General features: G+C 65.1%; 12 protein-coding genes. 8 read left to right on the top strand and 4 right to left on the bottom strand.

The window, feature by feature from the left end; all coding sequences use genetic code 11:
- Positions 1 to 43: 43 nt before the first annotated feature.
- Both ACQ6S1_RS13570 and ACQ6S1_RS13575 read left to right on the top strand, forming a co-directional pair.
- Positions 44 to 1,597: an AAA family ATPase gene (locus tag ACQ6S1_RS13570; protein ID WP_445041739.1), complete on the top strand. Its 1,554-nt coding sequence runs from the start codon at positions 44 to 46 to the stop codon at positions 1,595 to 1,597.
- Between the two features lie 58 nt (positions 1,598 to 1,655).
- The gene (locus tag ACQ6S1_RS13575; RefSeq protein ID WP_445041740.1) at positions 1,656 to 2,828 is read left to right on the top strand and encodes a glycosyltransferase; all 1,173 of its coding nucleotides are present in this window, start codon (positions 1,656 to 1,658) and stop codon (positions 2,826 to 2,828) included.
- On the opposite strand, the gene ACQ6S1_RS13580 is transcribed toward ACQ6S1_RS13575, so the two are convergent.
- On the bottom strand, positions 2,798 to 4,105 hold the full coding sequence (locus ACQ6S1_RS13580; RefSeq protein WP_445041741.1) for a polysaccharide biosynthesis/export family protein: 1,308 nt from the start codon (positions 4,103 to 4,105) through the stop codon (positions 2,798 to 2,800). The two genes, ACQ6S1_RS13575 and ACQ6S1_RS13580, sit on opposite strands and share 31 nt — an antisense overlap.
- A 186-nt stretch (positions 4,106 to 4,291) precedes the next feature.
- Here ACQ6S1_RS13580 and ACQ6S1_RS13585 point away from each other — a divergent pair, with 186 nt between their 5' ends.
- From ACQ6S1_RS13585 to ACQ6S1_RS13600, 4 genes are all read left to right on the top strand, one after another.
- A complete protein-coding gene (locus tag ACQ6S1_RS13585) occupies positions 4,292 to 4,516 on the top strand; it encodes a hypothetical protein (RefSeq protein ID WP_445041742.1) in 225 nt (74 codons plus the stop codon).
- A 116-nt stretch (positions 4,517 to 4,632) separates the two neighbouring features.
- On the top strand, positions 4,633 to 5,067 hold the full coding sequence (locus tag ACQ6S1_RS13590; RefSeq protein WP_445041743.1) for a hypothetical protein: 435 nt from the start codon (positions 4,633 to 4,635) through the stop codon (positions 5,065 to 5,067).
- 49 nt (positions 5,068 to 5,116) lie between these two features.
- The gene (locus ACQ6S1_RS13595; protein WP_445041744.1) at positions 5,117 to 6,526 is read left to right on the top strand and encodes a phosphomannomutase; all 1,410 of its coding nucleotides are present in this window, start codon (positions 5,117 to 5,119) and stop codon (positions 6,524 to 6,526) included.
- A 96-nt stretch (positions 6,527 to 6,622) separates the two neighbouring features.
- The gene (locus tag ACQ6S1_RS13600; protein WP_445041745.1) at positions 6,623 to 7,849 is read left to right on the top strand and encodes a GTP-binding protein; all 1,227 of its coding nucleotides are present in this window, start codon (positions 6,623 to 6,625) and stop codon (positions 7,847 to 7,849) included.
- Positions 7,850 to 7,880: 31 nt separating this feature from the next.
- Here the strand turns inward: ACQ6S1_RS13600 and ACQ6S1_RS13605 are convergent, their stop codons facing one another.
- A complete protein-coding gene (locus ACQ6S1_RS13605) occupies positions 7,881 to 9,722 on the bottom strand; it encodes a hypothetical protein (protein WP_445041746.1) in 1,842 nt (613 codons plus the stop codon).
- A gap of 384 nt (positions 9,723 to 10,106) precedes the next feature.
- Between ACQ6S1_RS13605 and oxlT the strand changes: the two genes are divergently transcribed.
- On the top strand, positions 10,107 to 11,408 hold the full coding sequence (gene oxlT, locus ACQ6S1_RS13610; RefSeq protein WP_445041747.1) for an oxalate/formate MFS antiporter: 1,302 nt from the start codon (positions 10,107 to 10,109) through the stop codon (positions 11,406 to 11,408).
- 185 nt (positions 11,409 to 11,593) lie between these two features.
- A complete protein-coding gene (gene treS / locus ACQ6S1_RS13615) occupies positions 11,594 to 13,663 on the top strand; it encodes a maltose alpha-D-glucosyltransferase (RefSeq protein ID WP_445041748.1) in 2,070 nt (689 codons plus the stop codon).
- A gap of 8 nt (positions 13,664 to 13,671) precedes the next feature.
- Here the strand turns inward: treS and modC are convergent, their stop codons facing one another.
- On the bottom strand, positions 13,672 to 14,757 hold the full coding sequence (modC, locus tag ACQ6S1_RS13620) for a molybdenum ABC transporter ATP-binding protein (RefSeq protein WP_445041749.1): 1,086 nt from the start codon (positions 14,755 to 14,757) through the stop codon (positions 13,672 to 13,674).
- Positions 14,754 to 15,440: a molybdate ABC transporter permease subunit gene (gene modB, locus ACQ6S1_RS13625; RefSeq protein ID WP_445041750.1), complete on the bottom strand. Its 687-nt coding sequence runs from the start codon at positions 15,438 to 15,440 to the stop codon at positions 14,754 to 14,756. The genes modC and modB overlap by 4 nt, the downstream gene beginning before the upstream one ends.
- Between the last annotated feature and the right edge of the window lie 6 nt (positions 15,441 to 15,446).

Below are 15,446 nucleotides of genomic sequence, written 5' to 3' on the forward strand. Positions count from 1 at the left end.
AGGGCAAAGGCGCAGCATTGCGCCAGAAGGTGCGCGGCTGAACATGCTCCAGGTCTCACGTCAGATCGACATCGCGCAGACCGTACCTGCCGGCGGCACCCCTCTGCCGGACGATCTCGAATTGCTGACCGCGATCCGTCTCTACTGGCCGATCCTGCTGGGCTTCTGCGTGGCGGCCGTGCTGGTGGCGCTTGCCATCATCGCCACCACGCAGCCGACCTATGTGGCGGCGACGAAGATATTGTTCGACCCCGGAACGGCCAATGACGAGCAAGGCGCGCCGCAACGGGCCTTTCTTCGTGCAACGCTCGATGCTTCGCAGATCGAAAGCCAGATTCAGATCCTGGAATCCGAGCAGATCGCCCGCGCCGTGATCGAAGCCCACGATCTGGGCGTCGATCCCGAATTCGCCAATCCGCCACCCTCGCTCGTTGCCCGGATACGGGGCCTGCTGAGCAGCTCCGGCTCGTCGGTTCCTACCTATGGTGCGATCGCGGGCGAATTCGCGGGCAAGCTGGACGTGCGCCGTGTTGGCCAATCCTATGTGATCGAGGTGCGGTTCCATTCGATCGACCCCGAAAAGGCCACGCGCCTCGCCAATGCGGTGACCGCCGCCTACATCAGCCGCCAGCTCGACGCCCATGTGGACGAGGCGCAGCGGCGCAGCCAGTTCGAGCGCACGATCCGCGATCTCAGCGACGCCAATTCGAAAGCCCGCAATGCGATCCGCACCGGCGTGATCGACATCGCCGCTTTCCCCTCGAGTGACGGCCGCGTGATCTCGGCGGCCCTGGTGCCGACCGGGCCCTCGGCGCCGCGCAAGGGCGTCATTCTCGGCTTCGCGCTGTCGCTGGGTCTGATGGCCGGCGGGGCTTCGGCACTGCTGCGCCATCGCCTGACCCGGACGATCCGGCACCGTTCTCACATCGAGGATCGGCTCGGCCTGAACTTTCTCGGGAATTTCCGTCTGCCGGCGGAAGGGCCGGAGATCCCTTCCGTGCCCAGCCCGGACATCCGCACCATCCGCACATCGTTCGAGCGGACGACGCGGAGCGCCGAGCGCCAGTGCATCGGGGTGACGTCTCTCAACCCGCGCGAGGGCAAGAGCACGACCGCGCTGAACCTCGCTCTGGCCTTCGCAGCGTCCGGCCGCAAGACCCTTCTGGTCGATGCCAGCGCCCACGATGCCGAGCTGTCCGGCCGCCTGATCGATCAATCCTGGCCGCATCAGGTGATCAGCCTTGTGCGCATGATGGCGGGAGCACCCGACCTCAAGGGCATGATCGTGCAGCGGCCGATGGGCAATCTGCATTTCATGCCGTTGGGCGCGGATGGCGGCCATGCCGAGCTCAGCGACGCCTTCGAGGCGCCGGAATCCGACGAGCTCTTCGGAAAATTACGCGAGCGCTACGAGCGTGTGGTGATCGACCTGTCGCCGTTCTCCGTGCTGCCGGACGCGTGGGCCGTCGCCCAGCATCTGGACGCCTATGTGCTGGTGGTGAAGGCGGGACGGACACGGCTGGCCGAGACGTCTGCGATGGTGCAGGCGCTCACCCGCACCGGTGCGAAGATCGCCGGGGTCATCATCAATGAATGAGTGAGTGAGCGAGGAGCGCCCGTCGGGCAGGCTCCGGAGACCAGCCGCGAGGTGGGCCATGAAGATTGCCATCGTTCATTACTGGCTTGTGGGCATGCGGGGCGGCGAAAAGGTCATTGAGGCTCTGTGCCGGCTGTATCCGGACGCCGACATCTTCACCCATGTGCTCGATCCCGACGCCATATCGGACACGATCAAGCGGCACCGCATCACGACCACATTCATCAACCGACTGCCCAGGGCAAACCGGCTCTACCAGCGCTATCTGCCGCTGATGCCCCTGGCCCTCGAACAGCTCGATCTGCAGGGCTACGACCTGATCATCAGCAGCGAATCCGGCCCGGCCAAGGGCATCATCCCGCCGCCGGGGTCCATGCACATCTGCTATTGCCATTCGCCGATGCGCTACATCTGGAACATGTTCCACGAATATCGTGGCCGCTCCGGATTTCTCACGCGCCTCATGATGCCCATGCTGGCGCATTACATCCGCAATTGGGATGCGGTGTCGTCCAACCGCGTCGATCATTACATCGCCAACTCATCGACCGTGGCCTCTCGCCTGAGCCGTTATTACCGGCGGCAATCGCAGGTGATCTATCCGCCGGTGGACGTCGACGCCTTCGAGCCTGTGCCCGACGAGGAGGTCGGCGATTACCATCTGATGGTCGGTGAGCTGGTCGGCTACAAGCATCCCGAACTTGCGGTCGAGGCGTTCAACCGCACCGGCCACAAACTCGTGATCATCGGCGGTGGAGAGATGCTGGCGCGGGTGCGCAAGCTTGCCGCGCCCAACGTGACCGTGCTGGGGCCGCAGCCGTTCAGCGTGTTGAAATACCATTATGCCCGCTGCCGGGCGCTGATCTTTCCAGGCGAAGAGGATTTCGGCATCGTGCCCGTCGAGGCCATGGCCAGCGGCCGCCCCGTCATCGCGTTCCGTCGCGGCGGGGCCACCGAGACGGTGGTGGACGGCGTGACCGGCGTGTTCTTCGAAGAGCAGAATGTGGACGCGATCATCGATGCGGTGCAGCGCCTGAACCGCATGGAGGTGCGCCCCGAAATCATCGCCGCGCATGCGCGCACCTTCTCGGAAAAGGTATTCGCGCAGCGGATGACGGCGCATGTGAACGAGCTACTGGCGCAGCGCAGCCGCAAGGCGGCGCAGCCTTCGCTGAGTCTGGTGTCGGATCTGGCGCCGCCTCAGGGCGCGAGATCGGCCGTGTTGCCCTGAGCCAGGGACGCGGTGCTTCCGCGGGTCTGAATCTCCACCTTCACGAGATCGCCGGGTTCGATCGCGTCGGTGTCCGCGACGATCCATTCGCGGCTCTCCGAGTTGTCCTTGCGGACGAGCTTCAGGGCGATGCTGAGGCCTTCCTGCTGCAGCGTGGCGTGATCCAGACCGTGGATCTGCGATTCCAGGATGAGGGCCCGCTGTGAGCGGATCTTTTCCTCGATCTGGCGCAGGCTGACATGCGTTTCCCGAAGCTCGTTGTGCACCTCGTTGGCGCGCTGGTTCCTGAGTTCCGCGAGGTCGCGTTCCGCCTGGTTGATGTCCTGCCGAGTGCGGGCGACGGCCAGATCGAGATCGAGCTGTTGCCCCTGCAGCTGAGCGAGATTTTGCTCCAGCGCGAGTTCGCGCGGGCTGGTGGCCAGCCCCTTTGCCGCAAGCCCCTTGATGGTGCCGAGTTCCTTGCGGATTAGCTCGTTCTGCTGGGTGTGGTTGCCCTCCTTGGCGGCGAGCGTCTTCAACTGCTCGTCCAGCATGGCCTTGGTCTGCTCGAGCAGGCGCGTCTGCGATTGAAGGCTCGTGAGCCGCGACGTGAAGATCATGTTCTCCTGCGCCATGCCCTGTGCGATCGCGGGATTCTTCGCGCGATCCAGCACTTCGGCCGAGAAGGCGATATTGGAGCGGTCCTCGGATTCCGAGCGCAGCCGGTCCTGTCGCAGGATGAGCGACCAGCGCAGCGCCTCGTTGACCTCGATCTCACCCTCCGACGAGAGCTGCTCGCGCGTGCTGCGCGCCGAGGAATCAGGCCGGTAGAGGCCTCCTGCCAACGTCACCGCCTGCAGGGCCGTCAGCCCCGGGCGGTAGGGATAGCCGCCCGGGTTCTGCACGGCGCCTGTGACGTAGAATGGCCGGTAATCGACAATTTCCACCGCCGCGCTGGGAGCGACGACGAGGCCGGCGACGTTTTTCAGCCGCTCGGAAATGATGGAGGAGAGTTCGTCGAGTGCGGCGCTTTGGGCGTTGACGGTGCCGACCAGCGGGATGGACAGCAGCCCGCTGGCTCCGACCACGTACTCGCCGTTCACCGCGGTCCATTCGACGGGACCCGAAGCGGTGCGCCATTCGGTGACGCGTACGCGAATCTTGTCCTGCGGGCCGAGCTTGTAATCATGGCCTTGGGCGAGGGCCGGCCCCGTGGGAGCGGATGCAATGCCCAGGATCAATGCGAGACAGGGAAAAAGGTGGGTGTGGCGGCGGGCGGCGGGAGAAAGATCAGGCATCGCATTTCCCGTTCGAAATCAACGAACAGGCTGTGCAAGAATCCGGCCAGATCGATAAAATGCACGTTAATTACTCAGCTACCATCCCCGCATTATTTCGCGAAAGATCTGACGGGACGTTGATTCCCCGGAAACCTTCCGACAACATGGACCGGCCGAAACATTGTGCGGCGCGTGGGACCGTCCATGATCATCGCTCTCCTGGCGATTGCCTTGACCAGCGGCCTTGGCGCCATCGTGCTGCTCTGGCCTTTTTCTCCGATCCTCGCGCTCCTCGCCGGCCCCTTCGTGGCAAGCGGGATCGTGCTAGCGGTGGCGCTTCTGGCGAATTGCCGGGCCATCATCTCCGGCCGGAAAGGGGACGCGATCAACGATGTCCGCAGCGCGCTGAGCCGCCTCAGGATACGTTGATTGCCGTTGCACGCCTTGCGGGCGATTTCTGAATAATACGCGATTAGGTGGCATGATCGTTGCGTGCATTCCGACCGCGACCGTCTTCCTGACGGGCCGGGTCGGAGGCAGCACGCATGAACGCTCACCAGTCTGATCAGGACGACGAATTGGGCGCGGAACAGCCCGGCTGGTATCAGAACGGCCTTCAGGCACTTCGGACACGCTTCGCACGAAAACCGTCCGCCGATCCCGCGAACTTTCGCACGCGGTCGAAGAATCGGGACGGTGCGACGGACGCCGCGCGGATGGGTGTTCTCCGCGCGGAAATCCGGCGCGTCGCGTCCGAAATTGAGACCGAGCACGCCCACCTCAAGCGCCGTCTGGACGAGGCGACCATGCGGGCCGCGGCTCTCATGGGGAACGAGGATGGCTCCAACTTCGAGCGGGAGGCCGAGGAGGAGCAGGACCTCTGCGAGGCGGAGCGGCACATGAAGATCGCAGCCGGCCGCTTGCGGCAGCTCGACAGGCAGAGGCTGGTGCTGGAACGGATTGCGCTTCTGCTGGAATGACGGCGTTATCGTCGGCAAATGGGTGCTGAGAAAAGGCCGGGGGGCTTCCATGTCGGGATCATCGCTGAAATTCGGCACGAGCGGGCTTCGCGGACTCGTGGTCGAACTGGATGGGCCGCCGGCCTATGCCTATGTGCGCGCCTTCGCCCGGATGATGGCCGAGGATGGCGCGGAAGCCGGGAGCCGTCTGCTCATCGGGCGCGATTTGCGCGCAAGCAGCCCGCGCATCTCCCGATTGTGCGCACGCGCGCTGAGCGATAGCGGCTTCTCGCCGGTGGATTGCGGGCCGCTGCCGACGCCGGCGCTCGCCTTTCACGCCCAGCGCGAGGGCCTGCCCGCGATCATGGTGACGGGCAGCCACATCCCGGAGGATCGAAACGGGCTGAAATTCTACCGACCGGGGGGCGAGATCACGAAATCTGACGAGGTGCGGATCACCGCGCTGCATTCAGATGCCGAGATACCCGATCTCGACGATGAGGAAGGCGAGGTGGTCGGCGAGGATGCGCTGGGACCTTACCGCGTGCGCTACGTGGACTTCTTCGGGAGGAGTGCGCTCGCCGGGCTGGAGGTGGGGGTTTATCAGCATTCCGGCGTGGCGCGCGACCTCCTGGTGGAGGTGCTGGAGGAACTGGGGGCGATGACCGTGCCGCTGGGGCGCGCCGACACCTTCATCCCGGTGGATACCGAAGCTCTGCGGCCCGAGGATGAGGCGCTCGCGCGCGGCTGGGCGTCCGAGCGCCGGCTCGATGCCATCGTCTCCACCGACGGCGATGCCGACCGGCCCTTGATCGCGGACGAGACGGGAGGCTTTTTGCGCGGCGACCTCGTCGGGGCGATCACGGCACAGCATCTCGGAGCGGATGTGATCGTGACGCCGGTGACGTCGAACTCGGCGCTGGAGGCGTCCGGCCTGTTCGGCAAGGTGGTGCGCACCCGCGTGGGCTCGCCCTTCGTGATCGAGGCGATGGCTGCGGAGGCAGGATTGGTGCTGGGCTTCGAGGCCAATGGCGGCGTGCTGCTGGGCTCGGATGTTCGGCGCGCCGGGCACGTGCTCGCTGCCCTTCCCACGCGCGACGCCTTGCTGCCGATTCTCTGCGCACTGGCCGAGATCGCCGTGCGAAAAACGCCCCTCAGCGCGATTGCGCAATCCTTCACCTTCAAGGCGGCGGCGGCCAACCGGGTGCAGGACGTGGCGTCTTCGAAAAGCGCCGCCTTTCTCCGGGAGATCGAGGCGGAGGGTGCTTTTCGGGAAGGGGTGTTTGCGGAGCGCGGTGGCGTGGCCACACTGGATGGCCGCGATGGTTTGCGCCTGACGCTGGCGGGCGGCGACGTGGTGCATTTCCGCGCCTCGGGCAACGCGCCCGAATTGCGGGTTTATGTGGAAGCCGCGAATGCCGAGAAGGCTCAGGACCTGCTGGACTGGGGGCTCTCCACTGCGCGCCGCCATACCGTTTGACGCCGAATAATTCAGAGGTCCGGCGGACCGGCTCTTGACGCCTTGGGATTGTAATAGTGTAACAGAAAGAATGTTACTTTATTACATAGGTGCGTCATGACCGATCGGATCACCAACGATCCCCGCCTTCCCGTCACCGTTCTCTCCGGCTTTCTGGGTGCGGGGAAAACGAGCCTGCTGAACCACATCCTCAACAATCGCGAGGGTCTGAAGGTGGCCGTCATCGTCAACGACATGAGCGAGGTGAACATCGACGCCGAACTCGTGAAGCAGAATGGTGGCCTCTCGCGAACCGACGAGAAGCTGGTGGAGATGTCGAACGGCTGCATCTGCTGCACGCTGCGCGACGACCTGCTGCAGGAGGTGCGCCACCTCGCGGACGAGGGGCGCTTCGACTATCTCGTCATCGAGTCCACGGGGATCGGCGAGCCGTTGCCGGTCGCGACCACCTTCGATTTCCGCGATGAGGAAGGAAAGTCACTCTCCGACGTGGCGCGGCTCGACACCATGGTGACCGTGGTCGATGCCGCAAACCTGCTGAGCAATTATTCCAGCAAGGATTTCCTGCGCGATCGCGGCGAAGTGGCCGGGGAGGAGGACGAGCGCACACTGGTCGACCTGTTGGTGGAGCAGATCGAATTCGCGGACGTGATCGTGCTCAACAAGGCCGGCTCCGCATCGCCTGAACATCGCGACCTGGCCCGCAAGATCATCGTCGCACTGAATGCGGAGGCGCGCATCGTCGAGGCCGATTATGGCCGGGTGCCTCTCGATGCCGTGCTGAACACTGGGCTGTTCGATTTCGAACGCGCGCAGGCGCACCCACTCTGGTTCAAGGAGCTGAATGGCTTCCGGGACCATGTGCCGGAAACCGAGGAATACGGCATCCGCTCTTTCGTCTACCGGGCCCGGCGACCGTTCGCTCCAGCCGAATTCAACGCCTTCATCGGCAAATCCTGGCCGGGCGTGATCCGGGCCAAGGGCTTCTTCTGGCTGGCGACGCGGCCGAACCATGTCGGTGAGATCGCACAGGCGGGGGCGCTGGTGCGGACCTCGAAGCGCGGCGTGTGGTGGGCATCCGTGCCGCGCGCCCGATGGCCCGACAACGAGGGCTGGCACGAGACCATGAAGCCCTATCTGGACCGCGTCTGGGGTGACCGCCGGCAGGAGATCGTATTCATCGGCCTTGCCGACCAGATGGACGAAGCGGCGATCCGGGCGGAACTCGACGGCGCGCTGGTGGGGAAGCCGAACGCCTTCACACCCGATGCATGGCGCAAACTACCTGACCCGTTTCCGAGCTGGGACAGCTGGGCCGCCTGACACCCGTACACGCCTGATGTGATGGCTCGCCTCAGTTCGCGGCGAGCCATTTCTGCATGTCGCCCCTGAGCTGGGCATCGGCATCGTGGAAGAAATATTCCGAGACGATGGTGGGCGTGGTGATCTTGCTGTTGATGCCGTCGTTGAGCGACATGTGAACGCCATCGCGGCCCGACATCTGGTGGCATTGCGCGCAGGACACGGTGTTGAAGCGCAGCGCATGCACGTCCTGCCGCTTCGGATCGCGGAAGGTGTTGACCGTCAGAGAAGCCAGCGCCTCCTGAAGCTCGGCCTTGCGGGCACCCTCGGTGCGCTCGATCTCGGCACGCAGCTGGTCGTTGTCGTAGACCGATGAATAGAAGCCGTAATCGATGCCGTGGCGAACGGTGCGCAGCGGCAGCAATTCGCGCGTGGTGTTGTCGCGCTCCATGTTGCCGAAGATCCAGACGCCCGTCAGCGTAGAGCTGAACGACAGCGAATGGACCGGCCGTGCCTGCGTGAATTCCTGCACGAACCGGCGCAGTTCCTCCTCGCCGCCACCGGCCTCGCGAGCCTTGGTGAGGGCGTCGAGCCGGCTCATGAAATAGGAATGCTGCTCGGCTCGTGTGGCCTCGTCCGACGTGCGGTCGGTCGTGTCGAATTTCAGGTGCAGGAACACCTGTTCCGCGACATGCTTCGGGTCGTTCGGATTGACCATCTGGTAGACGAAGCGCAGCTGCGGGATGATGCGCTCGCCGGTCCAGTCGGCGTCGAGCTGCGGCTCCTGCGGCTTGAAGGTCATGCCCACGAGGCGGAAATTCTCGATGTTCGAGACGTCGTCCCGCACGTTCTTGATCGGCGTCATCGACAGGCCGGACGTGTAGACGTTGGTGGGCGTCACGTCGGAAAAGCGCAGAACGTCGTTGCCGGGCTCGTCGGCGGGGTCGAAATCCGGGAACGGCTTGCCGTCCATGTAATCGACCAGACGCGCGAACTCGGCCTCCTTCAGCACCGAGCGCAGCGGATATTGTGCCTGAAGCTCCGGCGTGCCCTGGACCACCAGCTGGCGCGGTAGGGAGAGGGTGTCGAGCGCCTTCTGCGGGCGCGGCGTGTCGATGCCGTAATCGAAGGTGTGGCCGTCCGGATAATACCAGAGCGAGTTCTTCTTGAGATCGTTGAGGTCGAAGCGGGGCCGTTTGTCGTAGCCGCGCTCCTCCGTCATCGGATAATTGACCGACAGCTTGGCCTCGAAGCGATGCAATTGATCCTGCGGGTAATCTTCGAGGGTCATCGCGTCACGATGGTCCCACATGAACTTCATGGGATCGAAGTTCGGGTCGGGATCATGGGCGACGTGACGGCCGCATTCGGCGTCGGCCCGCAGCTTGGTGTAATGCTCGAGGCGCACGACGACGCGGGTGTAACCCTCGGCGCGCTCCTTCTGGAACATATGGTCCGGATATTCGGTGATGTTGCGCAAAAGATAGGCACTGTCGACCTTGCAGCCCTCGGGCGTCTCCAGCGAAGCCTGATGGTCGATGTGGCGCGAATCGAAGAAGAAGGCCGGAATGAGCTGGCCGTAGCTGGCCTGATGGCCCTTCTGCATCATCGGATACAGCGGCTCCGCGGCGCCAAGGCCGGAATCGATGAATTCGTAATTGTAACCGGGACGGGGCGCGCGCAGCAGCGCCTCGAAATAGGTCACCACATCGTAGACCGACCCGGGCCGGAGCGACGGCGTGTTGCTCTCGAGGATCTTGGTGCGGTTGACGTTGTAGACCTTCTCGACGTTGAGAGGGCTGTGGCGCGGCGCCTCCTCTTCAGCGAAGGCCGAACCGGGAACGAGGGCGAGCAGGGCAAGGGAGGCGAACGTCGAACGGGCGCCAGCTTTCATGCGAATATTCCTCCGGTCGGCCACCGACCCGCGCATCCAGATATCGTACATCGCTCCCGATCCGGTCCGCGGCCTCGATGCCTTCGGAGCCTTGCGCCGGATCGGTCGTCCGTCCGGCAGGCGATGCGGGGATCACCCTGAAGGGATGGGCCGCGATCGTCAACCGGAGGATCTACCTCAGGCCCCGGAATGGCTTTTGTAGGGCGCGGACGCAACACCTCTTCGATCGTGGGCGTCGAGAGCGCTCAGCACGTCGGGCGGTTGGCACGTTCCATGCTTCCGATGATCGTCGAGGGGAGAAGCCTCGGTCCACATGTCAGGGCACATGACAGTCTTGGGGCGGCGACAGGCAGAGGGCGGGGGATCTTATCGAGGAAACACCTCATGGCTTTGCACGATGTGAATGCAAGTGGCCGGCGCTCGCGCTGGATGCAGCTTCTTCTTGGATTGATCGCGATGATGGCGATCTCCAGCCCGCAATATGTCTGGGCGCTTTTCACCAAGCCGCTGACCGAAAGCCTGGGCGTGAGCCTGGCCGAGGTTCAGGTGACCTTCTCCATTCTCATCGTGCTGCAAACCTTCCTCTCGCCGCTGCAGGGCTATTTCATCGATCGTTTCGGACCGCGTCTCCTGCTCTCGGTCGGGGCGGCGCTGACCGGCCTCAGCTGGGTGGCGGCGGCGAACGTCACCTCGATCTGGGGGCTTTATCTGACCTACGGTCTGATGGGCGGCGTGGGCACGGGCATCATCTATGTCGGCGTGGTCGGCATGATGGTGCAATGGTTCCCCGACCGGCGCGGCTTCGCGGCCGGCGTGGTGGCGGCGGGCTATGGCTTCGGCGCGGTGGTGACGACGTTCCCGATCTCGCAATCCCTGGCGGCAAACGGCTTCTCCAACACGCTCGTCGTGTTCGGCATCATTCTCGGGCTTGTGGGCATCGTGGCTGCGCTCGGCATGCGGCGGCCGGATGCGGCGGCTCTTGCCGCGGCAAAGGTGTCGGTGCCGGCGGTGGACGCGCTCGGCACGGCCCGCAGCTACACGCCGCGTGAAATGCTGAAGAGCCCCGTGTTCTGGCTGCTCTTCGTGATGATGACGATGATGTCCACCACAGGCCTGATGGTGATCTCGCAGATGGGCGCCATCGCGCGCGATTTCGGGGTGGCCGATGCGCTGGTGTTTGGACTGGCAGCGTTGCCGCTGGCGTTGACCGTCGATCGCATCACCAACGGGCTGACGCGGCCGTTCTTCGGTTGGGTCTCGGACCGGATCGGCCGCGAGAACACGATGTTTCTGGCGTTCGGGCTGGAGGGGGCGGCCATAGCGGTGTGGTACGCGCTGGCACATGACCCGTTCTGGTTCGTGGTGCTGTCCGGCGTGGTGTTCTTCGGCTGGGGCGAGATCTTCTCGCTGTTCCCCTCGACGCTCACCGACACGTTCGGCACGAAGCACGCCACGACGAATTACGGCTTCCTCTATATGGCGCAGGGCGTCGGCTCGGTACTGGGCGGGCCTGTGGCGGCGTTGATGTATGCCGCGACGGGCGGTTGGGGGCTCGTGTTCACCGTCGTCATCGCGATGGACGTGCTGACGGCGCTCCTCGCCATCGCGGTGCTGAAACCGATGCGGCGACGCCATGCGGCCGGTTCCGCCGCCGCCCCCGGCGCGCTCTCGCCCGGCTTCGCCTGACCGGGCACATCGGGCCGCTGTTATACGGCGGCCCGAACGGCGAATTTTCCCGCCCCGGTGGGCTTCGGCGATCTGCGCGTTACATCCCGCACATCGCGCGGTTTCGGGCCAGAATGCCCTATGAGACCGCGCGCGAATCGGGCCTTGATGCCGGCCTTGCTGAAGCTCTCGCGTGCGGATTTTCCATGTCCCGTCCTGATGCCGAATATGTGGATTGGCTGCTCGGCCAATCGATGCTGGGCCACGCCAAGATGTGCGCGACGCGCTATTCCGGCCACGCGCGGCAATGGCAGCGGCCTTATGCCGAGACGCGGCCGCGCGCGGCCTCCGCCATGGCATCGGTTTGGTTCACGGCCTATCCGGCCGCCATCATCACCCGCGAAGGCGAGAGCGTGCTGAAGACGCTCGGCGATCAGGCGCTGTGGCAATCGCTGGCGGCCATCGGCATCCAGGGCATCCACACCGGTCCGACCAAACGCTCGGGCGGAATCGATGGCCGCGACTTCACCCCGACCGTGGACGGCAATTTCGACCGCATCAGCTTCGACATCGAGCCGGCCTTCGGCACGCAGGACGAGTTCAAGGCGATGAGCCGCATGGCGGCGGCGCACAATTCCATCGTCATCGACGACGTGATCCCCGCACACACGGGCAAGGGCTTCGACTGGCGGCTGGCCGAGCGGGCGCACGGCGATTATCCAGGCCTCTACCACATGGTGGAGATCCGCCCCGAGGATTGGGAGCTCCTGCCGCCCGTGCAGCAGGGCCGGGATTCGGTGAACCTCTTGCCGGACGTCGTCGATCAGCTGCGCGAGAAGGGCTACATCATCGGCCAGCTCCAGCGCGTGATCTTCTTCGAGCCGGGCGTCAAGGAAACGGACTGGAGCGCGACCGATGTCGTGACCGGCACCGACGGGGTCGATCGGCGCTGGGTCTATCTGCATTATTTCAAGGAAGGCCAGCCGGCGCTCAACTGGCTCGACCCGACCTTCGCCGCCCAGACCATGGTGGTCGGTGACGCGCTGAACTCGATCGATCTTCTGGGGGCGCGCGGCATCCGGCTGGATGCCAACGGCTTTCTCGGTGCGGAGCGACGGGCGAACGGACCGGCCTGGTCGGAAGGGCACCCGCTCTCGGTGGTGGGCAACCAGCTTATTTCCGGCATGGTGCGCAAGGTGGGCGGCTTCACCTTCCAGGAGCTGAACCTGACCGTCGACGACATCGCCCGCATGTCGGTGGGCGGAGCGGATCTGTCCTATGATTTCATCACGCGGCCGGCCTATCACCACGCGCTCGTGACGGGTGACACCGAATTCCTGCGCATGATGCTGCGCAAGGTGCACCAGTTCGGCATCGATCCGGCCTCGTTGATCCATGCGCTGCAGAACCATGACGAGCTGACGTTGGAGCTCGTCCATTTCTGGACCACGCATGCCAATGATCGCTACATGTTCAGGGGGGAGGACACTCCCGGCATCGTGCTGCGCGACCACATCCGCAATGCGATGTACGACGCCATTTCGGGCGAGAAGGCACCCTACAATCTCCGCTTCACGACGAATGGCGTGGCCTGCACCACGGCCAGCATCATCGCCGCCGCGCTCGGCGTGACCGATCTTGCGGAGCTGGACGAGGACGATGTGGAGCTTATCCAGCGGGTGCACATCCTGCTGGCGATGTTCAACGCATTTCAGCCGGGTGTGTTCGCGCTGTCGGGCTGGGATCTGGTGGGCGCGCTGCCCCTGGCGGCGGAGGAGGTGGCCGACCTCGTGGCCGAGGGCGACACGCGCTGGATCAATCGCGGGGCCTACGACCTCGCCGGCGTCAATCCGGACGCCACGCATTCGGACACCGGCCTGCCGCGCGCGCAGATGCTCTACGGCCCGCTGGACGAGCAATTGCAGCGGCCGGATTCGTTTGCGTCGCAGCTGAAGCGGCTTCTTTCGGTGCGGCAGGCCTATGACATCGCGCAGGCCCGGCAGGTGCTGATCCCCGACGTGACCTCTCCGGGACTGCTGGTGATGGTGCACGAACTGCCGAACGAGCGCGGCACGCAGGTGACGGCGCTGAACTTCAGCGGGGAGTTCATCGAGGAGACCATCAACCTGCCGGGCATCCCGCCCGGACCGGTGGTGGACATGATCAACGAGACGGTGGAAGGCGACCTCGAGGAGAATGGCGAGTTCGTCATCCGCCTCGACCCCTATGAGGGCCTGTCGTTGCGCGTGGTGGGGACGCTCCAGCCGCGTCTCTGACCGGTGCGCTAGTGGCGCGGGGCGAGCGACACGCCCTTGACCTGGGCATAGACCTCGACGCCTTCGCCGAGACCGAGCTGCTGCCACGATCGTGCGGTGATGCGCGCCAGGAGGCGCGCGCCCGCGCCGTCCGCGCCGAGGCCGAGCACGGCCAGCCTTTCGTGCGGCGCGGGTTCGGTGACGGAGAGGATGCGTGCGGGCAGCACGTTGAGGATGGTGCTGGGACCGGGACGCTCGCGCGCGAGGCTGACATCTCCCGCAGCAATGCGCAGGCGACGCATGGTGCCGATCTCCGAAGGCGGCGAGGGGATGATGAACTGGCCGCCGCGCACCGCCAGCGTGAGAAGGCCATCGGCGGCGTCATAGGCCTTGGTCTGCGCGTCGAGGCTCACCGCCGCCTCGCGGTTCGCGGCCAGCGGCAGCGACGGATCGCTCTGCAACTCGCCGAGCGGGCCGGCGGCGATGACGCGTCCATCGCGCATCAGCACGAGATGGTCGGCCAGCCGCTCCACCTCGGCCATATCGTGGCTGACATAGAGGACGGGCAAGGAAAGCGTCTCGTGCAAGCGCTCCAGGAACGGCAGGATCTCGTCCTTGGTGCCTCGGTCGAGCGCCGACAGGGGTTCGTCCATCAGGAGCAGGCGCGGTTTCGACAGAAGGGCCCGCCCAATGGCGACGCGCTGCCGCTCACCCCCCGAGAGATTGCGCGGTGCGCGGTCGAGGAGATGGCCGATGCCGAGCAGCGCGGTGACCTCGCCGAATTCGGGGCTCTGCGCGGTGCCGGCCGGCGCGCCATAGAGCAGGTTTTTCTGCACCGACATGTGGGGAAACAGGCTTGCTTCCTGGAACACATAGCCGATAGGCCGCTTGTGGACCGGCGTGAAGCGATGGGCGTCCTGCCAGATCTCACCGGCGATGTCGCAATGGCCTTCCGCAACGTGCTGGAGCCCCGCCACGCAACGCAGGACGCTTGTCTTGCCACAGCCGGACGGGCCGAACAGAGCGGTGATGCCGCTGGCGGGCACTGTGAAACTGGCGTCGAGCGGAAAGCGTCCGAGCAGGCCCCGGAACGCTACATGGATATGATGGCTCATGCGCCCACCCGCGCCATGCGCTTGCCGATCCAGGTCATGGTCAGGATGACGACGAGGGCGAAGATCACCATGCCGCCGGCCAGGATGTTGGCCTCGCGCCATTGCGCGGTCTCGACGTAATCGAAGATGGCGACCGACAGAACCTTGGTCTGGCCGGGGATGTTGCCGCCGATCATCAGCACGACGCCGAATTCGCCGACCGTATGGGCGAAGCCGAGCACCGTCGCCGTGAGAAAACCGGGCAGCGCAAGCGGCACGGCGATGGTCCAGAACGCGCGGCGCGGGGATGCGCGCAGGGTGGATGCAACCTCCATCGGCCGCTCGCCCATGGCCTCAAAAGCGTTGCGGATGGGCTGGACGACGAAGGGCATCGAATAGAACACGGAGCCGATGACGAGGCCCTCGAAGGTGAAGGCGAGGGTGCGTGCGCCCCAGAGACTGCCGATGACACCGCCCGGGCCGCTGGGCCCGAGCGCGACGAGAAGATAGAAGCCGAGCACGGTGGGCGGCAGGACGAGAGGCAGCGCTACGACGGCGGCCACCCCTTCCTTCCACCACGCCCGAGAACGGGCCAGCCACCAGGCGAGCGGCGTCCCGACGATGAGAAGCACAAGCGTCGTCAGGGCCGCCAGTTCGACCGTCAGTCGAACCGGCTGCCAGATGTCCGGAGGAAGGCCCAGCATGATGTG

The sequence above is a fragment of the Terrihabitans aquatilis genome (genome assembly GCF_052542005.1).